31 protein-coding genes and 2 pseudogenes are annotated in these 23,898 nt (G+C 60.4%); 18 read left to right on the plus strand and 15 right to left on the minus strand.

The window, feature by feature from the left end:
* Positions 1-7: 7 nt before the first annotated feature.
* On the minus strand, positions 8-244 hold the full coding sequence (locus GR198_RS32095; protein WP_164070287.1) for a spike base protein, RCAP_Rcc01079 family: 237 nt from the start codon (positions 242-244) through the stop codon (positions 8-10).
* A 681-nt stretch (positions 245-925) separates the two neighbouring features.
* On the opposite strand from GR198_RS32095, the gene GR198_RS32100 reads away from it, so the two are divergent.
* A complete protein-coding gene (locus tag GR198_RS32100; RefSeq protein WP_164070288.1) occupies positions 926-1,807 on the plus strand; it encodes a dienelactone hydrolase family protein in 882 nt (293 codons plus the stop codon).
* A gap of 33 nt (positions 1,808-1,840) precedes the next feature.
* Here the strand turns inward: GR198_RS32100 and GR198_RS32105 are convergent, their stop codons facing one another.
* The 4 genes from GR198_RS32105 to GR198_RS32125 all read right to left on the minus strand — a co-directional run bounded on the left by GR198_RS32105 (position 1,841) and on the right by GR198_RS32125 (position 4,044).
* The gene (locus GR198_RS32105) at positions 1,841-2,332 is read right to left on the minus strand and encodes a hypothetical protein (protein ID WP_164070289.1); all 492 of its coding nucleotides are present in this window, start codon (positions 2,330-2,332) and stop codon (positions 1,841-1,843) included.
* Positions 2,333-2,502: 170 nt separating this feature from the next.
* Positions 2,503-2,652: a hypothetical protein gene (locus GR198_RS32110; protein WP_246711143.1), complete on the minus strand. Its 150-nt coding sequence runs from the start codon at positions 2,650-2,652 to the stop codon at positions 2,503-2,505.
* An 83-nt stretch (positions 2,653-2,735) separates the two neighbouring features.
* Complete coding sequence (locus GR198_RS32120; RefSeq protein WP_105005317.1) at positions 2,736-3,134, minus strand: DoxX family protein; 399 nt, start codon at positions 3,132-3,134, stop codon at positions 2,736-2,738.
* 79 nt (positions 3,135-3,213) lie between these two features.
* Positions 3,214-4,044: a DODA-type extradiol aromatic ring-opening family dioxygenase gene (locus tag GR198_RS32125; RefSeq protein WP_164070290.1), complete on the minus strand. Its 831-nt coding sequence runs from the start codon at positions 4,042-4,044 to the stop codon at positions 3,214-3,216.
* 150 nt (positions 4,045-4,194) lie between these two features.
* Here GR198_RS32125 and GR198_RS32130 point away from each other — a divergent pair, with 150 nt between their 5' ends.
* The 5 genes from GR198_RS32130 to GR198_RS32150 all read left to right on the plus strand — a co-directional run bounded on the left by GR198_RS32130 (position 4,195) and on the right by GR198_RS32150 (position 8,305).
* Positions 4,195-5,091: a LysR family transcriptional regulator gene (locus GR198_RS32130; RefSeq protein ID WP_204337292.1), complete on the plus strand. Its 897-nt coding sequence runs from the start codon at positions 4,195-4,197 to the stop codon at positions 5,089-5,091.
* 226 nt (positions 5,092-5,317) lie between these two features.
* Positions 5,318-6,370 (plus strand): sensor histidine kinase, encoded by a 1,053-nt coding sequence (locus tag GR198_RS32135; RefSeq protein WP_164054835.1) that lies wholly within the window; start codon positions 5,318-5,320, stop codon positions 6,368-6,370.
* A 73-nt stretch (positions 6,371-6,443) separates the two neighbouring features.
* Positions 6,444-6,836 (plus strand): response regulator, encoded by a 393-nt coding sequence (locus GR198_RS32140; RefSeq protein WP_029874406.1) that lies wholly within the window; start codon positions 6,444-6,446, stop codon positions 6,834-6,836.
* Positions 6,837-6,996: 160 nt separating this feature from the next.
* Positions 6,997-7,314 (plus strand): hypothetical protein, encoded by a 318-nt coding sequence (locus GR198_RS32145; protein WP_164054834.1) that lies wholly within the window; start codon positions 6,997-6,999, stop codon positions 7,312-7,314.
* A gap of 199 nt (positions 7,315-7,513) precedes the next feature.
* The gene (locus GR198_RS32150; RefSeq protein ID WP_164070292.1) at positions 7,514-8,305 is read left to right on the plus strand and encodes an aldolase; all 792 of its coding nucleotides are present in this window, start codon (positions 7,514-7,516) and stop codon (positions 8,303-8,305) included.
* 78 nt (positions 8,306-8,383) lie between these two features.
* Here GR198_RS32150 and GR198_RS36410 read toward each other — a convergent pair.
* Positions 8,384-8,470: pseudogene (locus GR198_RS36410) on the minus strand (ethanolamine utilization protein); the annotation flags it as partial.
* Between the two features lie 210 nt (positions 8,471-8,680).
* Here GR198_RS36410 and GR198_RS32160 point away from each other — a divergent pair.
* Positions 8,681-10,015 carry a TadE/TadG family type IV pilus assembly protein gene (locus GR198_RS32160; protein ID WP_029874409.1) on the plus strand — a complete coding sequence of 445 codons (1,335 nt, stop codon included), beginning with the start codon at positions 8,681-8,683 and terminating at the stop codon, positions 10,013-10,015.
* Positions 10,016-10,077: 62 nt separating this feature from the next.
* On the opposite strand, the gene GR198_RS32165 is transcribed toward GR198_RS32160, so the two are convergent.
* Genes GR198_RS32165 through GR198_RS32175 form a run of 3 tightly spaced genes read right to left on the minus strand, consistent with a single transcriptional unit; the run spans position 10,078 to position 11,431 of the window.
* Positions 10,078-10,551 (minus strand): nucleoside deaminase, encoded by a 474-nt coding sequence (locus GR198_RS32165; protein WP_164070293.1) that lies wholly within the window; start codon positions 10,549-10,551, stop codon positions 10,078-10,080.
* A gap of 14 nt (positions 10,552-10,565) precedes the next feature.
* Positions 10,566-10,985, minus strand: a complete 420-nt coding sequence (locus GR198_RS32170; RefSeq protein WP_164070294.1) for a nuclear transport factor 2 family protein — start codon at positions 10,983-10,985, stop codon at positions 10,566-10,568.
* On the minus strand, positions 10,982-11,431 hold the full coding sequence (locus tag GR198_RS32175; protein WP_164049544.1) for a VOC family protein: 450 nt from the start codon (positions 11,429-11,431) through the stop codon (positions 10,982-10,984). Before GR198_RS32175 ends, GR198_RS32170 begins: the two co-directional genes overlap by 4 nt.
* Positions 11,432-11,482: 51 nt before the next feature.
* Between GR198_RS32175 and GR198_RS32180 the strand changes: the two are divergent.
* Positions 11,483-12,082 (plus strand): annotated as a pseudogene (locus GR198_RS32180) (TetR/AcrR family transcriptional regulator); the annotation flags it as partial.
* A gap of 55 nt (positions 12,083-12,137) precedes the next feature.
* Here GR198_RS32180 and GR198_RS32185 read toward each other — a convergent pair.
* Positions 12,138-12,458, minus strand: a complete 321-nt coding sequence (locus tag GR198_RS32185; protein WP_164070295.1) for a hypothetical protein — start codon at positions 12,456-12,458, stop codon at positions 12,138-12,140.
* A gap of 75 nt (positions 12,459-12,533) precedes the next feature.
* Positions 12,534-13,250 carry an SOS response-associated peptidase gene (locus GR198_RS32190; protein WP_164023272.1) on the minus strand — a complete coding sequence of 239 codons (717 nt, stop codon included), beginning with the start codon at positions 13,248-13,250 and terminating at the stop codon, positions 12,534-12,536.
* Positions 13,251-13,446: 196 nt separating this feature from the next.
* On the opposite strand from GR198_RS32190, the gene GR198_RS32195 reads away from it, so the two are divergent.
* The 6 genes from GR198_RS32195 to GR198_RS32220 all read left to right on the plus strand — a co-directional run bounded on the left by GR198_RS32195 (position 13,447) and on the right by GR198_RS32220 (position 19,136).
* Complete coding sequence (locus GR198_RS32195; RefSeq protein WP_164049549.1) at positions 13,447-14,037, plus strand: TetR/AcrR family transcriptional regulator; 591 nt, start codon at positions 13,447-13,449, stop codon at positions 14,035-14,037.
* A gap of 71 nt (positions 14,038-14,108) precedes the next feature.
* Positions 14,109-14,738, plus strand: a complete 630-nt coding sequence (locus GR198_RS32200) for a hypothetical protein (RefSeq protein ID WP_164070296.1) — start codon at positions 14,109-14,111, stop codon at positions 14,736-14,738.
* Between the two features lie 230 nt (positions 14,739-14,968).
* Positions 14,969-15,547, plus strand: a complete 579-nt coding sequence (locus tag GR198_RS32205; protein WP_164070297.1) for a DUF308 domain-containing protein — start codon at positions 14,969-14,971, stop codon at positions 15,545-15,547.
* A gap of 171 nt (positions 15,548-15,718) precedes the next feature.
* Positions 15,719-15,997 carry a hypothetical protein gene (locus GR198_RS32210; RefSeq protein ID WP_029874421.1) on the plus strand — a complete coding sequence of 93 codons (279 nt, stop codon included), beginning with the start codon at positions 15,719-15,721 and terminating at the stop codon, positions 15,995-15,997.
* Between the two features lie 356 nt (positions 15,998-16,353).
* Positions 16,354-18,285: an adenylate/guanylate cyclase domain-containing protein gene (locus GR198_RS32215; RefSeq protein WP_164070298.1), complete on the plus strand. Its 1,932-nt coding sequence runs from the start codon at positions 16,354-16,356 to the stop codon at positions 18,283-18,285.
* Between the two features lie 116 nt (positions 18,286-18,401).
* Entirely contained in the window at positions 18,402-19,136 is a 735-nt protein-coding gene (locus tag GR198_RS32220; protein WP_164070299.1) for a phosphotransferase enzyme family protein, read from the plus strand.
* A gap of 65 nt (positions 19,137-19,201) precedes the next feature.
* On the opposite strand, the gene GR198_RS32225 is transcribed toward GR198_RS32220, so the two are convergent.
* Entirely contained in the window at positions 19,202-19,696 is a 495-nt protein-coding gene (locus GR198_RS32225; RefSeq protein WP_029874424.1) for an SRPBCC family protein, read from the minus strand.
* A complete protein-coding gene (locus tag GR198_RS32230) occupies positions 19,677-20,039 on the minus strand; it encodes an ArsR/SmtB family transcription factor (RefSeq protein ID WP_164070300.1) in 363 nt (120 codons plus the stop codon). The genes GR198_RS32225 and GR198_RS32230 overlap by 20 nt, the downstream gene beginning before the upstream one ends.
* A 193-nt stretch (positions 20,040-20,232) precedes the next feature.
* On the opposite strand from GR198_RS32230, the gene GR198_RS32235 reads away from it, so the two are divergent.
* From GR198_RS32235 to GR198_RS32250, 4 genes are all read left to right on the plus strand, one after another.
* Positions 20,233-20,565: an ArsR/SmtB family transcription factor gene (locus GR198_RS32235; protein ID WP_003557417.1), complete on the plus strand. Its 333-nt coding sequence runs from the start codon at positions 20,233-20,235 to the stop codon at positions 20,563-20,565.
* Positions 20,558-21,043 carry an SRPBCC family protein gene (locus GR198_RS32240; protein ID WP_164070301.1) on the plus strand — a complete coding sequence of 162 codons (486 nt, stop codon included), beginning with the start codon at positions 20,558-20,560 and terminating at the stop codon, positions 21,041-21,043. The genes GR198_RS32235 and GR198_RS32240 overlap by 8 nt, the downstream gene beginning before the upstream one ends.
* Entirely contained in the window at positions 21,036-21,656 is a 621-nt protein-coding gene (locus tag GR198_RS32245; RefSeq protein ID WP_204337293.1) for a glutathione S-transferase family protein, read from the plus strand. Before GR198_RS32240 ends, GR198_RS32245 begins: the two co-directional genes overlap by 8 nt.
* A 110-nt stretch (positions 21,657-21,766) precedes the next feature.
* Positions 21,767-22,141, plus strand: coding sequence for a VOC family protein (locus GR198_RS32250; protein WP_003557411.1), 375 nt, complete (start codon positions 21,767-21,769; stop codon positions 22,139-22,141).
* Between the two features lie 55 nt (positions 22,142-22,196).
* Here GR198_RS32250 and GR198_RS32255 read toward each other — a convergent pair whose 3' ends face one another.
* Positions 22,197-22,556: a VOC family protein gene (locus GR198_RS32255; protein WP_164054748.1), complete on the minus strand. Its 360-nt coding sequence runs from the start codon at positions 22,554-22,556 to the stop codon at positions 22,197-22,199.
* A gap of 379 nt (positions 22,557-22,935) precedes the next feature.
* Positions 22,936-23,868 carry a LysR family transcriptional regulator gene (locus GR198_RS32260; RefSeq protein ID WP_164070302.1) on the minus strand — a complete coding sequence of 311 codons (933 nt, stop codon included), beginning with the start codon at positions 23,866-23,868 and terminating at the stop codon, positions 22,936-22,938.
* Between the last annotated feature and the right edge of the window lie 30 nt (positions 23,869-23,898).

Genomic DNA, 23,898 nt, shown 5'->3' on the forward strand with positions numbered 1-23,898 from the left:
GGAGGGTCTAGAACAGCGCGACGATGTTGGAGGCCGTAGTCCCGGTCAGCGCCACGATGGCGGCGTGAACCGGCAGGATCGTCCCGGCCGGCACGTTTCTGAAGATGACCGGATCCATGTCCCGACGCAGCGCAATGGCAACATCGCCCGTCGTACCGATATAAAGCGCGCGGGCACCGACAATGGCGGTATCGTTCGGCGTCACCACTGCCGCCCGCGAGGCCGGAGCAATCGAAGCGTCCATTGCAGTTCTCCTTGAAAGAGGCGAGCGCTATCCGGCCCGATCCCGATGTGATCGAAGATGAGCGGTCAGGCGGAAGAGGATGGGGATCAACGATGATCTGGGGAAGCTGGCCGGACGGTGACAGACACACCGATCGGAGGGCGGCGCCGACTTGGTCGACATCACCGTCTGGATTCAAATTTCGCAGCTTGGATTTACGGTAGTCTTAACTGATTTGCCGGGGGGTGATCAACGGCTAATCGTGCGTCGCGGTCAATTTGAAATCGAGCTTGCCCGACATAACAGGCGGCAGAATACCATCCGCTCCGGCAAGTTTGGCAAGCCGCGCTCCCCACCCTCCGTCTTCCTCGGCCTTGTGGCGAGGATCCATGCCCGCTGCTGGTGGAGGTCCGCGTAGATCCTCGGGACAAGCCCGAGGATGACGGAGCATGAGGTGGGCCTGTGGCAAACCCGCAAGCCTTGGCGAATGGCGCGTACGATCGAAGGGCGGCGCCGACTTGGTCGACATTCCCTCTTGACTCAAATCTCGCAGCCTGGATTTACGGCAGTCATAAATGATGTGCCAGGGGGTGATCAAGGGCTTTTGATCGCAGGTCATGCGCCGGTTTGAAATCGACCCAACCCAACCCAATAGGTGGCAGAACACCTCGCCGCTTTGCGCGCCTTCAGGTCCGGCGTACAATGAGTGGGCTGTTGATCCAACGGTGGAGAAGTTCAGTGAAAACCACGAGACTTTTTCTTTGCCTCGTCGCTTTTCTCAGCGTCACGTTCGCTGGAAACCCAGCTGATGCCGACGAACTGGTTCAGTTCGAAAGCGCGCCCGTAAAGCTAAGCCCATTTCGAATAAGCAAGGCTAGGGAACAGGGAGAAATTCTTTCTCAACCGCAAGGTACGCCCCTGCTGGGATATCTATCCCGCCCCCGCGGCGATGGCCCCTTCCCGGCGGTCGTCGTCCTGCATGGATGCGAGGGTATGCGGTTGAGCATCAAAGACCTTTGGCCGAAACGGCTGGTTTCATGGGGTTACGTCGTGCTCGTCGTCGATAGCTTCACCACCCGCAACATCAAGGACACGTGTCAAAGCCATCTCCCCGATCGCGTCTTCGACGCCTATGGCGCTTTGAATTTTTTATCGAAACAAAGTTTTGTCGATATCAGGCGCGTCGCCCTGATGGGCTTTTCAACGGGCGGCACGGCGACGCTGGAGGGAACAAAAATTGAAGGCAACGAACAACTGATGGAGCACAAATTCCAGGCGGCGGTTGCCTACTATCCCCGCTGCGCGGCAACTCAGGGCGATGCGACGGTGCCGATCCTGATTTTGACTGGCGACCGAGACAATTGGAGCCCGGCCGACCGATGCCGGAAGAGGCTTGCCAATCTGAGTGACGATAGCCCGCCCATCGAACTCAATATCTACAAGGGTACCTACCACGATTTCGATGCCCCGGAGTTCAAGGTGGGAAGGAAGGTGTTGGGTCACATCGAAAAATACAATCCGGACGCCGCCGAAAAATCCATCCGCAGCGTTCGCACATTCCTTCGAAACTACATCTCGAACTAAAGCACGAGGCTTGGAGCGCCGCCCGCGGAGGCGCTACCGCGAGAGCATGGCCTTCAGTCGCTGTTGCAAGACAAGAGGTTCGCCGGACATTCGAACCTGACTGAGCGCATGGCGCATGGCCGGCGTGAAGGGCAGCCAATGTTGTAGACGATCCAGCAACTCCTCCGACATCATGTCTTCGAGCGGGCCGGCGCCCAATTGGCCGAGCGCTTTTTCGTGGCGAGGCAATTGGCCTTGCTCGATAATGGCGAGCACTCGCTTCAAGACGATCTCGCTCGGATCGTGCAGTAAAAGCGTCGTCCAATACCATTCGCCAGGATCTGCGAGATAGGCCTCTACATAGGCTTCAGCGGTAAGCGCTGGCTTTCCAACAGCCGTCATATCCGGCAGCCACGTCAGATCCGACGCAAGCGCGCTCCGGGTGAACGCGTCGACCGCTGGAGCGTCGGCGGTGTGTTTTTCCGAGCGCGGGTTGCTACGGTTTTTCTTGGTCACTTTTGCGCCTTCTGCGTCCACCGTCACCATAGTTCAGATGCCGGAGAAAACAAGGCAATGGCGCCAGAGCATGATGCCGAAAGTGTGCGCGGTTTTCAGGCGATGTCAGGCTCAAACCGTGCACTTCGTCCAACGCGCCACGACGCAGGCGATGCCCGGAGAGTTCAATTTCCGGCGTGACGCTCGATCGGCTCGGCCAATCAATGCTTGAGCACGACCTTGCCCGCGGCTCCGGCTGCGACCGCATTCTGCGCCGCACCGATCTCGTCCAGGGTGAAGGTGTGGGAAATCGGGATGACCAGGAGGCCGCGCACGGCGGCACCGTAGGATTTGAGAAGGGCGGCTTTCATCGTGGATCTCCAGAATTGTCGTCGCGTTTGGGCGTGAGGCCAGGCTGTCGACAGGCAGCCCGGTAGAGGCCGGTTCCCGTCGTTTAAGCCGTGGCCGGACGACGCGCGGTGTCGAGCGTCCATGCGCCACCACCGGCAAAGGCGATGTAGAGGAAGATGAAGCAGAACAGGATGGCGACTTCGCCCATGTTCAGCGCCGGCCAGAAGCCATAGGGCATGTGGCCCATGAAATAGGCTGCCGCCATTTCGCCCGAGGCGATGAAAGCGGCGATGCGCGTTTGAAAGCCGACGAGCATCAGGGCCGAGGTGATCACCTCGATGGCGCCGGCAATGATCATAATCGTAGGAAGCGGATAGGGCACGCCCTGAATCGGACCCGGAAATTGCAGGAATTTCATGGTCGCGTGTTCGAGGAAGAGAAGCGCGGTGATGATGCGCAGGATGGCGAGGACATATGGCGTCCATTTGCTGGTATCGGTCATCGGGATTTTCCAAAGAGGGGTTGATGGGAGGGTTCAGGCGGCGGATGCCGCCTTCTTGAGTTCTGGTCGTCGATCCGGCTCAAGCCGGGGCTAAGGGAACATCGCCGAAGCGGAAGCTCGACGCGGTCAGGCCGCCGGCGAAGTCTTTCTGGTGATAGGTGACGGCGCCTGGCTCGTCCTCGGCCGCCCCCACCGCCACCATCAAGGGGATCAGGTGGTCTTCACGCGGATGCGCCGCGCGGGCGGCGGGCGCCTTCTCCCATTCGACAAGCCGCTCGGTGCGCTGGTCGAAGGGCGAGCGGATCAATGTCTCCTGCAGCCAGGCGTCAAAATGACGGGAGGGGCCATGTCCGGCCGCGCCCTGCATGGCCGACAGGTTATGGTAGCTGAGGCCGCTGCCGATGATCAGTACGCCTTCGTCACGCAGCGGCGCGAGCGCCCGGCCGACCTTGAGGTGCAGCGCCGGATCGTAACCGGCATCCAGCGAGAGCTGGACCACGGGGATGTCCTCGTTCGGATAGAGCGGCTTCATGATGCTGAAGGTGCCGTGATCGAAGCCGCGGGTGGGGTCGGGCCTGGCGTCGATGCCGGCGGAGTGCAGCAGATCCTGCACATGACGCGCCAGCTCGGGGGAGCCCGGCGCGCCATATTTGATCTGATAGAGGTAATCGGGGAAGCCGTTATAGTCGTAGACCATGCCCGGATTGCTGCCCGAAGAGACGGCAAAGCCCCTCTCCTCCCAGTGGCCCGAAACGACCAGCACCGCCTTCGGCAGATCCTGAAGTTCGGCCCGCATCTCGACGAGGGATTGCTCGAGCTTATCGAAATTGCTGCGAAAACCACCGGTCATATAGGGCCAGGGGCCACCGCCATGGCTGACGAAATAGGTGGGCAGTCTTGATGTCTTCACGTCGCCATTCCTTTCGGCACCGCCGCGGCGGCTGGACATCAGGCGGATCGATCGCCTCAGTCCGCCAGCTGTATCAGCGACTGTCTTGATTTTCCCTGGATTGATCAATCGGCTTTGCGAACATGCATTCTTTCCTCTAGGTTGATGATCATGGACACCATGATCAGCCTGCGGGTGTTTTGCCTGGTTGCCGAGCTCAAGAGCTTCACTGCGGCAGCACGCCGTTTGAACCTGTCGCCGGCGATGGTGAGCAAACATGTGATGCATCTGGAGAAGCGCCTGGGAAGCCGGCTGCTGAACCGGACCAGCCGGAGTGTCACCCTCACCGAACCCGGCGCACTTTATTTCAACCAGACAAGGCAGATGCTCGAAGGGCTCGACGAATTGGAAGCGTCGATCGGCAATGTCACGGTCGCGCCGCGCGGAACGCTCAAATTCAGTGCTCCGGTGTGGGCGGCGAGTTCAGGCTTTGTGAACATTCTGGCCGAATACAACCAGCGTTATCCGGATGTCAGCCTGGATATGGATCTGAGCGGCCGCATCACCAATCTGGTCGATGAGGGCTTTGACCTTGCATTGCGGGCCATGTCGTCCGAACGGCTCGATCCGGGTCTCGTCGCGCGCCCCTTGGCGACGATAGAATTCCGCCTGATGGCATCGCCGGATTATCTCAGGCGCTCCGGGCGCCCCCAGAGCATCGCCGAGCTGAACGGCCACGCGCTGCTTCGCTATAATGGTATCAATATCAGCGAAAGCCTTCTGTTGGGCGGTCACAACGACCGGCATAAGGTCACCTTCCGCAATGTGCTGCTGAGCAGCAACGAGACACTTCTGCACCTGGCGGCTTTGCGGGGCATGGGCCTGGTCTTCCTGCCGGAATGGCTGGTGGAGGAGGATTTGGAAGCAGGCCGGCTCGAAGTGGTGTTTCCGGAGACGCTCGGCATCAGCAACACGCTCCATGCCGTCTATCCGAGCCGGAAATACCTTTCCGCCAAAGTCCGCACCTTCATCGATTTTCTCGTCCTGCGCTCGCCACAGGTATTCTGACGCGCACAGAACGCCCGACCGGGCAAACCAGTTGAGACCATTCCCAAATCTTTTAAAGCTGCAGCAATCGGCTCATCGCTCGGTATGGCAGCCGCGATATTTAGCATGAAGAGATTACGCGTCACGCGTGTTATAGTCTCCTTGTCCATCTGATCCTTCCGGCCGGTTGGCATTGTTGCCGAGTAATGACTTGCTCCGTGAGTCTCCGGCCCATGAGGGCCTCTCCATGCAAAAGATTCCCACTGTGCATTTCGAAGCGGCGAGCACTCTTGCCGTGGTGGTATCGTCCAATGAACCGCTGCTTTTCCTGTCGGACGACCAGAAGGTCATCGCGGCGAGCGCATCCTTCTGCCGGGCCTTCGACATCGACCCCAAGACGGTTTGCGGCCAAAGCCTCAGCGAAATTGGAAACGGCGAATGGGCGATGCCCCAGCTTGCGTCACTGCTGAGGGCCACCGCCTCGGGGAGTGCCACCATCGAGGCCTACGAAATCGACTTTCAACGGCCAAACCAGAAAACACGGCACCTGGTCGTCAATGCAAGGACGCTCGATGACGGCGACATCGACCATATTCGCCTGCTTCTGGCCATCACCGACGTGACCGATATACGCGCCGAGGCTCGGCTGAAAGATGATCTCGTTCGCGATAATGCGATCCTGCTGCAGGAGGTCCAGCACAGGGTCGCTAACAGCCTCCAGATCATTGCGAGCGTTCTCATGCAGAGCGCCCGGCGGGTCCAGTCGGAGGAAGCGCGCGGGCATCTCCATAACGCCCATCACCGGGTCATGTCGATTGCGGCACTGCAACGCCAACTCTCCATGTCCAACAGCGGCAAGGTTGAACTCCGTACCTATTTCACTCAGCTTTGCCAAAGCCTCGGCGCGTCGATGATTGCTGACCCCGACAGGCTTTCGATTCAGGTGATGGTCGATGACAGCGCCGTGGAAGCGGACGTTTCCGTTCGCCTGGGGCTTGTCGTGACCGAACTTGTCATCAACGCCCTCAAGCACGCCTTTCCCGATGAACGACCGGGGTCAATCGTCATCGACTATCGATCATCCGGCAAGGATTGGACTCTCTCTGTTACCGACAACGGCATCGGCATGCCTGCGGGTGGGGAAGCACTAAAGGCCGGCCTGGGGACTGGCATAGTGGAGGCGCTGGTCAAGAGCCTGAATGGTGACATCCAGGTGAGCGATGCGGGTCCCGGCACCGCCGTCACAATCCGCCACCTGGAAAGCGCCGGTTTGCGAACCGACATTTCTACGGCCGCGTAGGAACCGATTGGCTTCCCAAACGCTACACTACCGGAGCCCGCGAGGTTCACACTCCAATTTGACCGAGTGAATGATGAAAAATGGCAAGGCGGTCGTCCTGGTCGTCGAAGACAGCACGCTTATTCGGATGAGTGCCGTCGATCTGGTATTCTCTGCGGGTTACGAAGCGCTTGAGGCCTGCGACGCGGACGAGGCAATTCGCATCCTCGAGGCGCGAAACGACATCGATCTGGTTTTCACCGATGTTCAGATGCCCGGCACGATGGACGGCATCAAGCTATCGCATTACATCCGGGATCGGTGGCCGCCCGTCAGGCTGATCGTTGCCTCCGGCGCGGCAATCCTCGAAGAGAGCGATCTGCCCACGGGAAGCAGGGCCTTCTCGAAACCCTATGATAACCACGCAATTACCGATGCGATGGCTCATCTGCTGTCGATCGGGAACACGACTGAACTGGTAAGTTAGGTGCTTTTCGACGGTGGGACTCTGGGCGAGTAGTACGGCGCGCCGTCTGACACGCAACCGCAGGAACTGAACATTGACACAACCCGCAGCCGATAAGGTCCGCTTCAAATTTGTTACGCAATGTCCAAGAGATGATGGCTGCGGCGTTTTCGTCTTGCAGATGCTGACGGGCAAACCCTACGACCAGATTGCCGGCATGATCGATTGGGGCGTTCAGACCAATCATTACACGACGTGGAAAGAACTGCGCGGCGTCCTGACCGAGTTGGGCTGGCAGACTGGCGGATTACGCAAGGCAGAGAGCTGGGGCGATGTTTACGGGGTAGCGGTCGTCCATGTCGAAGGAGACCATTTCATCCTCTATGACGCCGACAACGGCGTCTTCTATGATCCGGGGCAACCCGATGGCCCCGATCTCCATAGCCGCCTCGTTCCTATGAACTACCTTCCAGTGCAATTGCCGGAGAGCGGTGCGTAAAAATGCAAAAGCACGTCCCCAACCTCCGTCATCCCAGGCTCGCGCATACGGAAAGACACACCCGCCGAGCAGCTTACTCACCCCAAATAGGCAAATGAACCGAACCATGTTTGTCTCTAGCCGGCTTGATGCGAGGCTGATCCGGGGGTAATCCAGAACACAGCCACCCTCTCCTTCGACACCAATCTGAAACGACCCCATGGCGCACTCCCTCAACACAGCCCCATCGCCTGCCGGCGGCCCCAACCAGCCGAAACTTGACACGGACGACATCTGGCAGGCCCGCGTCGATCTTGCGGCCTGCTTCCGGATGGCAGCAAGGCTCGGCATGGAGGAAGGGATCTGCAACCATTTCTCGGCCGTCGTTCCCGGCTATGACGACCTGTTCATCGTCAACCCTTATGGCTACGCTTTCGCCGAACTGACGGCCTCGATGCTGTTGATCTGCGACTTTCACGGCAACGTGGTGTCGGGCAGCGGGCAGCCCGAGGCCACCGCTTTTTACATCCACGCCCGAATTCATAAGAACATTCCCCGCGCCAAGGCGGCGTTCCACACCCATATGCCTTACGCCACCGCCCTTTCCATGACGGAGGGCGATCCCCTGATCTTTGCCGGGCAGACCGCACTGAAATTCTATGGACGTACGGCCGTCGACCGCAACTATAACGGCCTGGCGCTCGACGCGCGCGAGGGCGATCGCATCGCGGCCGCCATCGGTGATGCCGACATCGTCTTCATGAAGCACCACGGCGTGATGGTCTGCGCACCCAATATCGCCGAGGCCTGGGACGACCTCTATTACCTCGAGCGCGCCTGCGAAGTGCAGACGCTCGCCCTGTCGACCGGACGCCAAGTCCTTGCCGTCGCGCCTGAGATCGCGGAAGCGGCGTACCGGCAAATGCGCGAAGGAGACCCGGAATCGGCCCGGCTCCATCTGGAGTCCGTGAAGCGCACGCTCGATCGCAGCGAGCCGGAATACAAGCGCTGAACCGCAGACCGCGTCTTACGCGTGCGCCGGCCGCCAATGGGGATAGGTCAGTCTGTCGAGACCGAAAGCGGCTTCCAGAACGATCATGACGTCGTCGACATCAATCGTCTCGGTGAGGCTTTGGCCGGGTGCGTAGCGTCCATAACCGATGGTGACCGGCCCTCCCGACGCGCCAAGAGCGCTCGTCTATCCGCGGCGAGCATGCCGATGACTGCTCTGCGGGCTTCGATGGCGCCCGCGAGTTCTTCAGCGATTTAGTGAAAATACAACCATACGTTTTTGCCTTTGATTTAAGTTCCGCTGTTACTGATCGCGGTTGTAGCAATTTTCTTGCGGCGCAACCACGAACACGGATACCGGGAAGGCAGCCTTTGCATGTTGCATCGTTTCATCGTTGACCGATCCGGCAACTTCGGAATCATGACGGCGCTACTCGTCGTCCCCCTGTTCGGTGCGGCGGGTACAGCCATTGATTTTGGCAGCGCCCTGTCGCTTCGCACCGAACTCTATGCCGCTGCGGACGCGGCGGCGGTCGGATCCATTACACCGGCTTCGGAAGCAGCAAAGCAAGCAAACACGATGTCCGGCGATGGGGCGCTGACGCTCGGAAAATCCGAAGCCCAGAAGATCTTCTTTTCACAGACGTCACAAAAACAGGACGTGCCCGTTAACGTCGACATCAGCGTTCAGAAACAGGGCGGTGTTCTCAGCTCCACCGTATCCTTTAGCGCGACGATGCCCACGACCTTCATGCAGGTGATGGGATTTCATCAGATCACCGTTTCCGGGACGGCAACAGCCCGGTATGAGACGCCGTCCTACATGGATTTCTTCATGCTGTTGGATAACACGCCCTCGATGGGCGTTGGGGCCACCGCTGCTGACATAACCGCCATGAAAAATGCGACAGCAAACGGCCACGATGGCGGCAAAGATAAAAACTGCGCATTCGCATGCCACATCGTTTCTGAAAAGGGCGTAGAGGATAAGAAAAGCTACTACAATGTCGCTCGCAAAAACGGCGTGACCATTCGTATCGACGTGGTCGCAGCTGCCGTTAAAGCCTTGATGGCCAAAGCGAAGGACACGCAGTCCATGGCAAGCCAATTCCGGGTCGCCGCCTATACGTTCGGCAAGACGGCCCAGGACGCCAAAGCGGCGAAGCTCTTTAAGGTCTCCGACCTCGACTATGATCTTGGCGCCGTAGCAGTCGCGACGGACATGATAAGTCTTATGAGCATTCCATTTCAGAACTACTACAGCGACCAGCAGACGAGTTTTGACGAAGCGTTGAAAGGCATCGAAAGCGAAATCAAGGGTGCCATCGGCAAGGGCACCAGCAATGCCGATCGCCAGAAGATCGTATTTTTCGTCGCTGACGGCGTTGGGGATAGCTATAAGCCGACCGGCTGCACCAGCCCGAAAGGGGCAAACGGTGGACGATGCATCGAACCGATCGACACGAGCTATTGCAAGAAGCTCAAGGATCGCGGCATCAAAGTCGCCGTCCTTTATACGACCTATCTGCCCTTGCCCGACAATGGCTTTTATAATGACTGGGTAAAGCCTTTCGAGACCAAAATCGCCGCGAAAATGGAAGAATGCGCAACCCCCGGCTTCTATTTCGCGGTCAGTCCCACCGAAGGCATTGAAGAGGCCATGGAGGCCTTGTTCCTGAAGATCGTCAGCGCACCTCGGATAACCAGCTAGGCCGATGCGAGGATTGAAAGTGTTAGAGCGTCCTTTGTGCGTCCGAAAGGACGCACGGCGCTCTAAGCCTTGCCCAGATGTTTCGGCCAGAATTCCTGATGAACTTTGGCGGCTTCTTCTTCGAGGTTCGTCGGGCCAACCACGGTGACGTTGCGCGCGCCGGTTTGCAACACCGCCCGGCTCGGCACGTTCAACCCGATCCCGGCGATCTCGCCAAGCCGCGTTTCGGAGCATGCAAACACCATGCGCCCGATGCCCGACCAGTAAATCGCCCCGGAGCACATCGCACACGGCTCCGTGCTGGTGTAGAGCGTGCAGCCGGCGAGAAAAGCAGTGTCGTAGTGCTGCGCCGCCAGTTTGACCAGGTTCATCTCGGCGTGGTTGGTCATATCGTGGCCGCTGAAGACGCTGTTTTCGGCGCGCAGGATGACTTCACCGTCCTTCACCAGCACCGAGCCAAACGGTTCGTCGCCGTTTGCCAGCGCGGATTTCGAGAGTGCAATCGCCTCGCGTAAAAACGGCTCGTGGTTTTCCATCAGAGTCCCCCCAGCTAGAGCGGGATGATCTTGTCTTGAATCGGAGCGATTTCCAAGGGGCTGCAAACAGGGGTGAGGTGGGTCAGTACGCACCGCCACCTGTTACCCTCCCGGTGATAGACGTCGGTGATCCATTCGTCGGCTGATATTGGTTCGCCACGGAACATCCCCGTGTTCTGCCCGCGACCGGTCACCGTGGCGACATTGCCGAGCAGATGGACGTGATGCGTCGTCTTGGTCATCGTGTCATGGCTCAGGACACCGGATCCGATCGCCGAAAGAACAGCCTGTGCAGGGATGGGGCCACGCTCAGGCGTCACCAGCACCCAGTCCTGCGTGATGCAGGCGGCGATCTGGGTGGGATCGTTGGAAACCATCGCCGCGTTGAAGGCGCGCTCGGCCTCCTCGAGCGCTTCAAGGGCTGCGGCACTCACGCCGACATGTCCTCGTTCCAGCGGCGTTGCATCTCCTCAGGCGTGACCTGCTCGATGGTTTGCGACAACATCCAGCGATGACCGAAGGGATCAAGCACCTGCGCCACCCGCTCGCCAAAACTCTGGTCGGTCGCCGGGCGCAACATCGTCGCCCCGGCCGACAGCGCCTGCGCCAGTGCTTCGTCGGTCGACACCGTGTCCATGTGGAAGGTCACCGGCGAGCCTCCGATGGCATCGGGAGACAGGGCGCCGAAGTCCGGATATTCGTCTGCCAACATCATCATCGTCTCTCCGAAACGCAGCTCGGCATGGCCGATCCGCCCGTCCGAAGGATCGGTCATGCGGAAGACTTCCGTGGCGCCGAAAGCCTCCTTGTAGAAGTCGATGGCCCGTGCCGCATCCTTGACGATGAAGTAGGCGCTCACTTTTCGGGCAAAACTCGGCATGGATGATCCTCCTTGACTGGGTCCTTTATTAACGTTACGTATCGTAAAGATATGAGTCAAGAGAGTAATGCAACACCGAAGAAACGAGGGCGGCCGCCAAGCGCAGCCGCCCAGAGGCGTGCCTTGGAGGCGGCCCATGAAATCCTGATGGCCGAAGGTTTTGGCCGCATGACGATCGAAGCCGTGGCGGCGCGGTCCGGTGTCGGCAAACCGACGATCTACCGCTCCTGGGCCAACGCGCAGGAACTGGCGATGGCCGCTCTTCTGGTCAACCGGCTACCGGAAGCGGAGGTTGGAGGCGGCACGGCGCAGGCGGCTCTCGGCGCGCAGATGAGCGGACTGGTGACTGCCTTTGCGAGCACGCGCGGGCGGCAGATCACCATGGCACTTGCCGCCGCCGACCCGGAAAGCGAATTCACCAAGGCCTTCCGCAACCAGGTGATCCTGTCGAGCCGCAACGCGGGTCGTGTCATCCTGGAGGAGGCTCTGGCTCGGGGAGAGATCGTTCCGCCGCTTGATATGGAGGCGCTGCTCGACATGATCTATGGACCGGTCTTCTTCCGGCTGCTGGTCGGCCATCGCCCGGTCTCGCCGGAGTTCGGCGATGCGATCGTCAGGACCGCGTTGCGGGCCGTTGCACCATCGGGCGCGTCAGACCCTTCCGTCGCGATGGGCGAAGCCGATATCCCCCTGCCTGCTTCGATGCTCATGGATGCACCGTCCTCCGTTTCCCGCTCTTGATGCTCTCATAGATCATTTCCAGCCGCCTTGAGGCGACATAGGCACTGTCCTCGTATCCGGCTGACGGCCAATCCAATCGATTGCTGCCGTCAGCCGCCACGATCCAGAACCATCGATTATCGATCCCTTCGCCGGCCTGTGACCGGAATATCCTTCCGATCTGGGTATCGCCGTCGAAAGCGACGTAGTCGTCGCCGGGTTTCTCCTTCCAGGCGTGCCGCCATTTGTATTTGATTTCTCGGCCGCTGACATGTTCCCACGATTTCCATGTGATTTGTTCTGGCATGCGTCGTCCTGTCCCCTCGCGAGGTTTCCGTTTGACCGCATAGTTGATGGATGGCTCCCGCCCGAGCCGGTGAATTCAGATCAGCGTCGGTTCCGGATCGGGGTCGATCGGATCGATAATGTCAGCCGTGTCATTCTTCGGCGAACCCACATTGCGGCCGATCGGCCACATGGTCATCAACTCGGCCGGGAATGGCTTCATCAGGTCGTTCGGATCGGGTTCCGGCGATAGCCAGCGTTCATAATCCTCACGATGCAGGATGACCGGCATCCGATCATGGATCTGCGCCATCATCTCATTCGGCTCGCAGGTGACAATTGCGAAGCTCCGAGTCTCTATGTCATTGTCGCGCCGCGTCTCCCAGATGCCGGCGAGCGCAAAGGGCGAGCCGTCAGCCATGGCGATCGCATAGGGCTGCTTGTTCTTGCCCGTGCCGAAGATATCCTTCCACTCGAAGAAGCCGTTGATCGGCACCAGGCAACGGCGCGATCTGTAGGCCGAGCGGAACAGGCCGTTGGTATCGATGCCTTCGCATCTGGCATTGATCGGTGGGGGACGCCCTCCCGGCTTCATCCATGCCGGCATCAGACCCCAGCGCGCCGAGGCGAACACCGGCCCCATAATATCAGGTTCGCGGACCATGTCGCGAATGATGATTGGATAATCCAGCGTCGGCGCGCCGTTATAGCGCGGAAATCGGTTCCCGAGCGCATCGATCGCACCTCGCTCTGCGAAGGCGAAATTTCCCACCAGTTCCTCAAGCGAGGTCTTGATATAGACGCGGCCGCACATCCGGAACTCCATCCCCTATATTAGATGTTCCGATTATGTTCTGGTGGCTCGAGGCGAGTCAAGGCCGGTCGCTACAACCGACGCCGTCATCACTTTCGCCAGCGTCAAGGTGAAGCCGGTGACGGCCTCGACGACCTCCGATGGCAGAAAACTGCATTCCGCTTGACAGCCTTCCTACTGGAAGGTAGATAGACCTATGAGCAATCTTTCGACGACGTCCGACGAGATCCTGGCCTCCGCCCGAGCATTGATCATGACTGGAGGCTATAACGGCTTCAGCTATGCCGATATTGCTGCCGTCGTCGGGATCCGCAAGGCCAGCATCCATCACCATTTTCCCAGCAAGACCGACTTGGTGCGCACGCTTGTCATGCGATATCGTGAGGATGCCGAGGCGGGTATCGCGGGCTTGGAGCAGCAGGTGCAGGATCCCCTGGCGCTCCTCCAAACCTATGCGGGCCACTGGGCCCAGTGCATCGAGGATGCAAGCCGGCCGTTTTGCGTGTGCGCCCTGCTTGCGAGCGAACTGCCGGCACTGCCGCCGGAGGTCGCAGCCGAGGTCAAGGCTTTCTTCCGCTTTGCGTCGGCATGGCTGACCTCGGTGATGGAGCGAGGCGCTCAGGGCGGGAGTTTGAAACTGTCGAGCGCACCGCGCGTCGAGGCTGAAGCCTTCATGGCCTCCGTCCATGGCGCTATGCTGTCGGCCCGGGCTTACGGGACCCCGGAGGTCTTCGCCACCATTCTGGCCCCCACCTTGCAGCGGCTCACTCCGACCGCCGCTCGATAAAGTTCCGGGCGGAATATAGCCCGGAGCGATAACCACGTTCAGCGAAACTACCAACTAGTAGGAAGAACGACATGATCAAGAACATTCTCCCCGCCCTCGTGCTGGGGCTCACCACTATCGCGTCGGCGGCCCTTCCCGCGGCGCCTACCCATGCCGAAGACCAGAAGGCCGAGCAGTTCCATGTCAGGGGCAGCATCGTCACCTATAGCGGCTCCACTCTCACGGTGAAGACCCGCGAAGGAGAGACCATCGATGTCACCCTCGCCGACGGTTGGAACCTGGCGAGCGTTGCAAATGCTGCGATCACCGACATCAAGCCGGGCGACTTCGTCGGCATCGCATCGCTGCCGAGTGAAGGCGGCGGCGATGGCGCGCTTGAGGTGCTGATCTTCCCGCCGGCGATGAAAGGTGCCGGTGAAGGCAGCTACGGTTGGGACCTCAAGCCCAACAGCAGCATGACCAATGCGACCGTGGCCGACGCCGTCAAGGGCGTCGACGGCCGCACCGTCACCGTCTCCTATCACGGCAAGGAAAAGAAGATCGCCATTCCGGACGGCACCCCCGTCGTGACCATCGCTCCGGCCACCAACGACGATCTCGTTCCCGGCGCCGTCGTCTTCATTCCCGCCGAGAAGGCTGCCTCAGGGGCCCTCGCCCATCAGGTGCTTGTCGGAAAGAATGGCGTGGTCCCGCCCATGTGACCACGTCGTCGCCGGTCGGCCGGGCCGCCCCCGGTTCGACCGGCGATTCACCAGGGAATGCCGCCTGACCGGCAGGCGATGGACTCGAACGACGGAGAACGTCGTCGCGACAGCAGCCCGGCGGTGCTGGGGGCGATTCCGTGAAACCCAATCTCGATGACGGACGCCACCGCTCGTGACGGTGAGCCCGCCCCTATCAGACCAACACCATCACATTCAGGAAAGAGATCATGATGACCACCGATCAAACCACCGTCGCGTCTGGCGACAGGGAAGAGTGGCTGACGCGCTATTACTTCACGCGAGCAGCCTTTTCCGCCATCTGGGTCGCCGCAGCCTTGACGGCCGGCCGCCAGTCTCTCGCCGTCGCGGCAGCATTGCTAATCGTCTACCCGGCCTGGGATGCCGCCGCCAACCTCATCGACGCAGCGCGGAACGGCGGCCTGGCAAACAACCGCAGCCAGGCGATCAACGTCGCCGTTAGCGCGGTGACGACAGCGGCGGTGATCGTCGCGCTGACGATGAGCATGAACTGGGTTCTCGGCGTCTTCGGCCTCTGGGCCATCTTTTCCGGCCTGCTGCAGCTTGGAACCGCTGTCCGGCGCTGGAAGACCCATGGCGGCCAGTGGGCCATGATCCTCAGCGGCGGCCAATCTGCTGTCGCAGGCGCCTTCTTCATCGCCCAGGCGCAAATGCCGGAAGCGCCATCCATTGCCAACATCGCCGGATATGCCGGCCTCGGCGCCTTCTATTTCCTGGTGTCGGCCGTCTGGCGGAGCGTCACGCAGATGCGGCGGAAGCGGGCCTGAGGCGGCCGGAGTGGGAGATTTCCCGGCCGCGGCGGGCCGGGCGGCGGAGGTCGGCCTATCAGCATCTCTCGGAGCGGTTTGGACTTCGCAGGCTCCGTCATGGAACCATCGCATCCGCAAATGCTTAAAGCCATCTATCGACGATGGCGCGCAAAGCGGATGGGCCACGACATGAAAGATCAATACCAACCGATCTACACATGGCGCGAGACCTGGCCTGGAGAAGGACATCAGGATTTTAGCGGCTTCGACGGCGACCAGTCTTTCGGCCGCGTCGAGCTTGAGAACGCGGCTGACCTGAAACCCGGCCTGTGGAAGTGGAACGCTACCCACCTTCCCTGGGTGCGAAAGGAGATAATGCCTCGCAGCGGCTCGGAGGAAACCTCGCGAGAGGCATGCCGCCGGGTCGAGGAGCATTATGAGAAGCTGAAGGCGGTTCACGGGCGGTAGAGCACATCAGTTGATAGGGCTCCGGTCTCGGATCGCTGGTTCTCTGCCATTGAACCCAACCTCCGTTATCCCGGGCCTTGAGCCTGGGATCCATGCCCGCTGCCGATCGAGACGAGAGTGGATCCTCGGGTCAAGCCCGAGGAGGACGGAGCGCGGAGTGGCGGCTGGAGCAAGGACAGGACGCATGCGGACATGATCGGCGACAGGTCGCACGGTCGGCGATCTCGTTCTGCCGAAACGCGCAGCGGCGGTGTGACCGCTAGCACCGCCTTGTGTAAGTTTTCAAAAAGCGGTTAGCTGCCATCGTTGGCTATGCCTCGTGTGCTGAGACGTGTCCGCATTTCGGGGGAAATCTCGTGCACTGGTCCAAACCCCTAAGACTGCATCTCGGCGTCCTGGTCGTCGCATCGCTGCTTTGCACGTCGACGCCGATCATCTGGCTGGCGTTCAGGCAAGGAAGCGATGCTGCCGTCAGTGCGGGCGTGCAGCAGATGCGCGAGATGAGCCTGCGGCTGATCGAGGGGTACCGCAATACGCTGCAGGGTGGCACCGAGGCGGTGGCACTGGCATCGACCCTGCCGCAGCTCACCTCCCCGCCGCCTCAGGATATCGCGGCGAAACAGCAATTCTTTCTGGAGGTTCTCAGAAACGTCCCCAACGCGACGAGCGTCTACACCGGCTATCCTGACGGCTCGTATCTGCAGGTCATCAACACGCAAAGGCAGGATGTCCGCCGGATCCTCGCAGCACCCGATGGCACGGCTTTCGCGATCCGCACGATAGCACGCAGACAGGGCCCGGACGTCATGTCGACGTTTCGCTTCCTCGACCTCCAGGCAAGGCCGATCGCCGAGCGAGACGTCGACCATGCATCATTCGATCCGCGGCAACGCCCCTGGTACCAATCCGTCATCCAGCAGGGCGAGGAAGTATCCGTCGGACCCTATGTTGCGGGAACGCTGCAGCTTCCAACGCTGACGATCGCAGCACCGATGAAAGACGACGATCAGGTTGTCGTCGGCATCAACATCCACCTGATGACTGTCAGCCGGCTGCTGGATGCGCAGGAAATTTCGCCGCGGGCGCGCGCCTACATCATCGATGATGCCGATGATCTGATCGCCCATTCCGACCCGGCAATCATGAACAGGCTTCTCGGCATATGGTCGAAAAATGCCGATGGCGCCGTTGCCGTCGACACGACGACAGACAGTTACGACACGAGCCTGGAAACGGTGGCGAGGCTCAGGCGGGATCCGGCCTTTGCAAGCGGCGGCGTGGTGCGGATCGATCTCGATGGCGAACGCCAGATCCTGCAGATCGCCCCCGTCGGTGTGTCCGGTCTGTTCAAGGGAAGCGTCGCCGCAATCGTCGTGCCCCTGGAAGATCTGGTGGCTGAGGCCAATCGGCTGCTCATGCACAATCTCCTGATTGCGGCCGCCTTCGTGATTGCGGGTGTCGCTGCCTCGGTGATGCTCTCGCGCATGGTCAGCCGCTCCCTCTATCGGCTGGCGGACGAGGCGCGCAGGATCGGCGATCTCGACGTCGGCGAGAAAGGTGTGTCCCACTCCTGGATATCGGAGATCAACACGCTGGCGAGCGCGCTGGCGGCAAGCCGCCATGCCATCAGCCAGTTTGCCCTCTACGTGCCGCGCGAAGTCGTCAGGCGGATCGTCAATCCCGAAGGGCGAGCGGTCGCCAAGGCGCAGCGGCAGGATGTGACGGTGCTGTTCACCGACATCCGCGACTTCACCACCATATCCGAGCAGCATTCGCCAGAGGATGTGGTCGATACGCTGTCGGCCTATTTCGAACTGTTGAACACCATCGCCGAGCGCAATGGCGGGACTGTCGTGCAATATCTCGGCGATTCCATTTTCGTCATGTGGAACGCCCCCATTCCAGATGCCGGACATGCCGAAAACGGCTGCCGATGCGCGCTTGCCATGAAAGCGGCGGTCGACGACTTGAACGATGCCAACCGCCGGAATGGCCGTCCCGCGCTCGTCACGCGGTTTGGATTGCACACCGGCCCCGCGGTCGTCGGCAGCTTCGGCGCGATTTCCAGGCAGCAGTACACAGCCATGGGCGATACGATCAATGTCGCCTCACGGCTGGAAGGACTGAACAAGGAATTCAACACCTCGATCCTGGTGAGCGCCGCCATCCACGACGCCGTCGCCGATAGCTTCGCCCTTCGCCCGCTTGGCCTGGTGCAGCTCAAGGGGCGCGCCGAGAAGGTCGATCTATGGGAACTTGTCGGGGAAAGCCGGAGGACGCAGGAATGAATGAGGCGTTCGGGTTTGCTGCCAACGGCAGCTTCGCGCCGCCAGCAGCCTTTGTGGCGTCGTAAACTTTCTCTATTTCCTTCGTCATTTAATCATGGCCGCCAAGGGTATCGCCAATGGGATGGGAAGCACTCGGGCAATGGGGCGAAGACGCGGTTCGCATCGAACGGCTCACGGGTGGCGTTGCCAACGACGTGTGGAGCGTTCGCCTCCATGGGCAGATCGCGGTCGCTCGTCTCGGCTCCAGGAGCGACGCTGATCTTGCATGGGAAGCCGAGCTGCTCCAATACCTCGACCGTGAAGGCATGACCGTTCCAGTGCCGATCCCGACGACTGACGGCCGCCTATTCGCAAACGGTCTGGTGGTGATGAAATACATGGAGGGCGGACCGCCCGAGACGGAGTCCGACTGGCGTCGCGTCGCCGACACGCTGCGCGAGCTGCATCGGCTGACGCAGGGCTGGCCGCAGCGCCCGGGCTGGCGATCGTCGAGAGACCTCCTGCATACTGAGACCGGAACGAGGATCAACCTTGCCGCGATGCCGCCGGAGGGCGTTATTCGATGTCGAGCAGCGTGGGCGCGGCTCATCGGGCGTCAGACATGCGTTGTCCACGGCAACCCCAACAGCCCTGGCAACATCCGCATCACCGCAGATCGGGTCGCGTTGATCGACTGGGATGAGACACATGTCGACGTCCCCGACCTTGACCTGGTGCTGCCCGGCAACGCTGCCGATCTCGACGACGGCGCACATGACATCGCCGCGCAAGCCTCAGCCGCATGGGAAGCCGCCGTCTGCTGGCAGGACGAATACGCAGTCAAGCGGCTTGCCGAGGTTCGGGCGGTCTGAGCAGTTTCGCCGGATCGACTGGCCGCATCCACCAGTCAAGAGGCATGGCCGATTGAGTCGAGCTGTCACACGCTCGCGCTGAGCGTGATGAGAAGTTCATCCAACTGCTCGAACTGCTCGGGCAACGCGTCTTCCATGCCGACGAAAGACTGGTCGAGCGCTTCCTTCGAGGGATAGAGTTCCCGCAGCACCAGCAGCGTCCTGCCGTCCGCTTCCTCGAAGGTCACCGTGGTGACGGCGCCCTCCTCCCCGCCTTCGTCATTGGTCCAGACGAGGCGCGATGGCGGCGACACGTCGAGATACTTGCCGAAGAAGGCCATGGCGTCGGCGGCGTCGTGTCCGAACGCGATGCGATAGCTGCCGCCGGTGCGAACATCCATCTCGCAGGAAAGAATGGGCACGCCCATCGACTTCGGCGCCCACCACAGCTTGAACAATTCGGGCTTGGTCCACGCGTCGAATACGAGGCGAACCGGGCCGTTGAAGGTGCGCGTCACCACGAGTTCAAGCTCCGACCTCCGTTCGACCACCGTGCGGCCGTTACTCGCTCTGTCCCCCATCGACTTTCTCCTTCCGTTTCAGGGCCTCGATGACTTCATCAAGCGCGTCGAAGCGTTCGTTCCAGATCTGGCGGCGCGCTTCGATCCAGGCCGCCTCTTCCTCGAGCCCGCGTGAGCCCAGCCTGCAGGTCCGCACACGCCCGACCTTCTCCGTCGTCACCAGCCCCGCCTGCTCCAGGACGCCGATATGCTTCTTCATACCCGTGAGGGTCATGTGGAATTTCTCTGCGAGCTCCGTGATCGAAGCATCCGCGCTCCCGAGCTGCTCCAGAACACCGCGTCGCGTGGCGTCCGAGAGCGCGGCAAAGGAGGCATCAAGGCGAGCTGTCGAAAACTGAACCATCTAGTTCAGTGTTTAGCACGCGGGTTGGCGTCATGCAAGGGACCGAAATCGGCATCAGGCTGCCAAGGCTCCACCGTTCCGTCGTCCCCGAGCGTCAGTTTCTTTCCCCTCATTGCCAATCCAGCGCAAAATTGCCTTTGACATTTCGCTGAACAGAATATATCTATGCGGCTATATAGCTAGATGGTGATATATGGACGACAAGCTCGATGCGATTTTCTCCGCACTCGCCGATCCCACGAGGCGCGCAATTCTTGGGCGGCTTGCGAACGGCAAGGCGACGGTGGCTGAACTCGCTGATCCCTTCGAGTTGTCTCAGCCTGCCATATCAAAGCATCTCAAGGTCCTGGAACAGGCCGGATTGATCCGCTCCGGCCGTGAAGCGAATTCGCGTCCCCGCGTCCTCGAGCCGGCCGCGTTGAAGACGGTTGCTGATTGGGTCGCCGATTACAGACGCTTCTGGGATCAAAGCTTTGATCGTCTCGATGACTATCTGTCCAAGGTACAAGGATACGACAATGACTAATCCAGAGACCGATACCGCCAATACCCGCGACCTGGTTCTTGTCCGAAGGTTTGATGCCCCATGCGATCTGGTTTTCAGGGCATGGACCGACCCGAAAGCGTTGGTGCAATGGTGCGGCCCTCACGGTTTCAAGGCGGTGGGCGATCGGCTTGAAGCCTGGCCCGGCGGCAGACACCGCGCCTGTCTGATCGCGCCAGATGGAGAAGAGCATTGGGTCGGCGGAAAATACCTGGAGGTCGAGCCGCCGCACAGGCTTGTCTTCACACATGCCTGGGAGCTCGCAACCGGCGAAAACAGCCCGGAAACGGTCGTCACCATCACGTTCAGGGACAGCGACGGAGGCACGGAAATGACGTTTCGGCAGAGTGGATTTGAAAGCGCATCGTCACTTGAGGGGCATGAAGCCGGCTGGTCGCAAAGTCTCGAGCGATTGAGCTTCTTTCTCGGGACTAGACCCGAAGGGCCGGATCATGCCTAAGGCGGCGATGAAGCTCTATTATTGCGAGACGCTCAATCCCCGGAAGGCCTGCGCCGCCGCTCGTTTTCTCAAAGCCGACGTCGAGTTCGTCAGGGTTGACCTGGCAAGCGGAGAACAGCGCACCGCAGAATTCCTGGCGCTTAACCCGAACGGGAAAGTCCCGGTACTGCAGGATGATGCCGGAACTTTATGGGAAGCGAACGCCATCATGTGCAGGCTGTCTGACAGCATCGAATCGGATTTTTGGCCGCATGACCACCGGCAGATCGACGTGCTGCGCTGGTTGAGTTGGGATGCCAGTCACTTCACCCAGCACGGGGCAACGCTGTGGTTTGAAACCTTGATCAAGCCGTTGTTCGGCGGGGAGCCTGACGTCGCCGTGATCGAAGATGCGAAGACGAGCTTCCGACTACATGCTCGCGTGCTCGACGACCATTTGGCCACTAACAGCGTCGCGGTCGGGAAGACACTGACTGTCGCAGATTTCGCATTGGCCGCTGCACTTCCTTATGCGACTTCTGCTGAGATTCCACTTGCCGAGTTTCGGCATATACAGGCGTGGTACGAACGGCTCGAAGAACTGGATGCGTGGCGAAACCCGTTCCCAGCCTAAGAGGGTACGGGCGAAGGACCTTTTTTTGCCAGGGTCAAAGGCGTTGGCAAAGGCACGCAAATTATCGAGATCGGCCACTGATCTATTGGCTACGTTTCTGGAGATGAAGCATGTTCACCCACGTGATGATTGGAAGCAACGACTTGGAGCGGGCCAGAAACTTCTACGACGCCACGTTCGCTGCATTGGGAGGCAAGCCCGGCGAGATGGATGCAAGAGGCAGGCTGATCTATGCCCACGAGGGTGGTCGGCTGATGATCACGAAACCGATTGATGGCAAACCGGCGACCGTAGCCAACGGTGGGACTATCGGTATCGCCGCCGCAAGCCCCGACCATGTTCTAGCGTGGCATGCCGCCGGTACCGCGCATGGTGGCACAGCGATCGAGAGCCCGCCACGGGAACGTCCGAACGGGTCATTCGTCGCCTATCTTCGCGATCCTGACGGAAATAAACTGACCGTACGATCGCAGCCGACGAAATGAGATAGCCTTCAGCAGCGCCTACTGGACAGCGTGGTCGAGAGCGACCCATGTGCCATCAATCCTGCGCCGGCTCCCACAGCTCGACTGGGTTGCCTTCGGGATCGTGAATCCGGGCAAAGCGGCCTACCTCCGAGTTCCACTCGTCCCGGGTTTCCACCGCAATCCCACTTGCCGTCAGGCTGGCGATCAGCCCATCGAGATCGTCCACGCGGAAATTGACCATCCATTGTTGTTCCGCACGACCGAAATAGTCGGTGTCCTTCGAGAACGGACCAAATATCGTCATCCCGGCCTCCTGCCGCCATACCGACTTGTGCAGGTCGTCAATACCGAGATGCTTTTGATACCATTCAGCCAGGTCGGCCGGGTTCGCCGCCCTAAAAAACACACCGCCGATTCCAACGGCCTTCGGCATAGAATTCTCCTCATCTTGAAACAGAACAATGCAATCGATCGGGCACGTGTGCAACCTGAAGGTTGGGAGGGACGCGGTGTCCGCTTCGGGCTGGCTGATCACCATCGTCAAGCAGGAGAGGACCTGCCCCTGCCCTCAAGAGCGTGAAGATAGTCTTTAAACCAAGCGGATACTCGCCTATCAGGCAGGCGCCCGCCTCATCCACTTCCCGGAGGAGGAGACCAGAGTGGATCCTCGGGTCAAGCCCGAGGAGGACGGAGCGCGGGGTGGCGTCTGCAGCAAGGAACAGCGACGTATGCCATAATCGGGTGCCATCAACACCGATTTCTGCCCCTGAATTTCGCCCATGAAAGCGTCGCCGAGGCATCAACACCCGTTTTCAATTTCCAGCCATCGCTTCTGCCACCGCAGCGTCGGAGATTTCCTTTGCCACCTCAGCGATCAAAGATCTCAGCCACCGGTGGGCGGGGTCGTTTCGGTAGCGGACATGCCATGCCAGCTCGACCGGGAAGCTGCCGAGATCGACCGGTGCGGGCAGGACTTTGAGACGCGGGTCGCGGGCAAGGCGATGGCAGATCAGCCGGGGCAGCGTGGCGCAGTAGTCGGTGACGGCCACCATTTCCGGGACCGCCAGGAAATGGGTGACGGAGACCGAGACGTCGCGCCTCAGGCCTGCCTGCTGCAGCATCTGGAACAGGCCGACGCGCATCCGGCCGGGCGGAAGCACGTTCACATGCCGCATCCGCTGATACTGTTCCTCGGAGATGCTTTCGGCGATCTCGGGATGATCTTTGCGCACGACACAGGCCAATCCATCATCCATGAGATGCTGCACGACCATGTTATCAGGCGGCTCGACGATCCTGCCGAGCACCATTTCGGTTGCCCCTGATATCGCGCCGGTCTCGGCCAGATCATTGCCGAAGGGCGTCAGGCGAAGCCTGATCCCGGGAGCGCATTCGCGCAGCCGCGCCACGATCACCGGCATCAGCACAAACTCGACGTAGCTGTTCGGGGCGATGGTGAACTGCCGTGTCGCTCGCGCCGGATCGAACGCCTGCTGACCGAGAATGACGTCATCGAGGCTTGCCAAGGCCCCGCGGATCACCGGAGCAAGTGCCTCTGCCATCTCAGTCGGCTTCATGCCGTAGCGCTCGCGGATGAAGAGCGGATCGCGCAGCGTCTCGCGAAGGCGGTTCAAGGCGTTGGAGACGGCAGGCTGCGTCATGCCCAGTTGTTCGGCTGCGCGCGTGACATTGCGCTCTTCCATGAGCGCCAGGAAGACAGGCAGGAGGTTGAGGTCATACTTCATCCAGATATATTGCCGAACGCATAACTGAAA

Origin of the sequence: Rhizobium leguminosarum (genome assembly GCF_010668065.1) — a bacterium.
Classification (GTDB): Bacteria; Pseudomonadota; Alphaproteobacteria; order Rhizobiales; family Rhizobiaceae; genus Rhizobium; species Rhizobium leguminosarum_S.

Bases quoted from the DNA above. Each gene is read 5' to 3' on its own strand.
- GR198_RS32095 (WP_164070287.1), bottom strand. From the start codon at position 244: ATGGACGCTTCGATTGCTCCGGCCTCGCGGGCGGCAGTGGTGACGCCG.
- GR198_RS32100 (WP_164070288.1), top strand. From the start codon at position 926: ATGAGTGGGCTGTTGATCCAACGGTGGAGAAGTTCAGTGAAAACCACG.
- GR198_RS32105 (WP_164070289.1), bottom strand. From the start codon at position 2,332: ATGGTGACGGTGGACGCAGAAGGCGCAAAAGTGACCAAGAAAAACCGT.
- GR198_RS32110 (WP_246711143.1), bottom strand. From the start codon at position 2,652: ATGAAAGCCGCCCTTCTCAAATCCTACGGTGCCGCCGTGCGCGGCCTC.
- GR198_RS32120 (WP_105005317.1), bottom strand. From the start codon at position 3,134: ATGACCGATACCAGCAAATGGACGCCATATGTCCTCGCCATCCTGCGC.
- GR198_RS32130 (WP_204337292.1), top strand. From the start codon at position 4,195: ATGGACACCATGATCAGCCTGCGGGTGTTTTGCCTGGTTGCCGAGCTC.
- GR198_RS32135 (WP_164054835.1), top strand. From the start codon at position 5,318: ATGCAAAAGATTCCCACTGTGCATTTCGAAGCGGCGAGCACTCTTGCC.
- GR198_RS32140 (WP_029874406.1), top strand. From the start codon at position 6,444: ATGAAAAATGGCAAGGCGGTCGTCCTGGTCGTCGAAGACAGCACGCTT.
- GR198_RS32145 (WP_164054834.1), top strand. From the start codon at position 6,997: ATGCTGACGGGCAAACCCTACGACCAGATTGCCGGCATGATCGATTGG.
- GR198_RS32150 (WP_164070292.1), top strand. From the start codon at position 7,514: ATGGCGCACTCCCTCAACACAGCCCCATCGCCTGCCGGCGGCCCCAAC.
- GR198_RS32160 (WP_029874409.1), top strand. From the start codon at position 8,681: ATGTTGCATCGTTTCATCGTTGACCGATCCGGCAACTTCGGAATCATG.
- GR198_RS32165 (WP_164070293.1), bottom strand. From the start codon at position 10,551: ATGGAAAACCACGAGCCGTTTTTACGCGAGGCGATTGCACTCTCGAAA.
- GR198_RS32175 (WP_164049544.1), bottom strand. From the start codon at position 11,431: ATGCCGAGTTTTGCCCGAAAAGTGAGCGCCTACTTCATCGTCAAGGAT.
- GR198_RS32185 (WP_164070295.1), bottom strand. From the start codon at position 12,458: ATGCCAGAACAAATCACATGGAAATCGTGGGAACATGTCAGCGGCCGA.
- GR198_RS32190 (WP_164023272.1), bottom strand. From the start codon at position 13,250: ATGTGCGGCCGCGTCTATATCAAGACCTCGCTTGAGGAACTGGTGGGA.
- GR198_RS32195 (WP_164049549.1), top strand. From the start codon at position 13,447: ATGAGCAATCTTTCGACGACGTCCGACGAGATCCTGGCCTCCGCCCGA.
- GR198_RS32200 (WP_164070296.1), top strand. From the start codon at position 14,109: ATGATCAAGAACATTCTCCCCGCCCTCGTGCTGGGGCTCACCACTATC.
- GR198_RS32205 (WP_164070297.1), top strand. From the start codon at position 14,969: ATGATGACCACCGATCAAACCACCGTCGCGTCTGGCGACAGGGAAGAG.
- GR198_RS32210 (WP_029874421.1), top strand. From the start codon at position 15,719: ATGAAAGATCAATACCAACCGATCTACACATGGCGCGAGACCTGGCCT.
- GR198_RS32220 (WP_164070299.1), top strand. From the start codon at position 18,402: ATGGGATGGGAAGCACTCGGGCAATGGGGCGAAGACGCGGTTCGCATC.
- GR198_RS32225 (WP_029874424.1), bottom strand. From the start codon at position 19,696: ATGGGGGACAGAGCGAGTAACGGCCGCACGGTGGTCGAACGGAGGTCG.
- GR198_RS32230 (WP_164070300.1), bottom strand. From the start codon at position 20,039: ATGGTTCAGTTTTCGACAGCTCGCCTTGATGCCTCCTTTGCCGCGCTC.
- GR198_RS32235 (WP_003557417.1), top strand. From the start codon at position 20,233: ATGGACGACAAGCTCGATGCGATTTTCTCCGCACTCGCCGATCCCACG.
- GR198_RS32240 (WP_164070301.1), top strand. From the start codon at position 20,558: ATGACTAATCCAGAGACCGATACCGCCAATACCCGCGACCTGGTTCTT.
- GR198_RS32245 (WP_204337293.1), top strand. From the start codon at position 21,036: ATGCCTAAGGCGGCGATGAAGCTCTATTATTGCGAGACGCTCAATCCC.
- GR198_RS32250 (WP_003557411.1), top strand. From the start codon at position 21,767: ATGTTCACCCACGTGATGATTGGAAGCAACGACTTGGAGCGGGCCAGA.
- GR198_RS32255 (WP_164054748.1), bottom strand. From the start codon at position 22,556: ATGCCGAAGGCCGTTGGAATCGGCGGTGTGTTTTTTAGGGCGGCGAAC.
- GR198_RS32260 (WP_164070302.1), bottom strand. From the start codon at position 23,868: ATGAAGTATGACCTCAACCTCCTGCCTGTCTTCCTGGCGCTCATGGAA.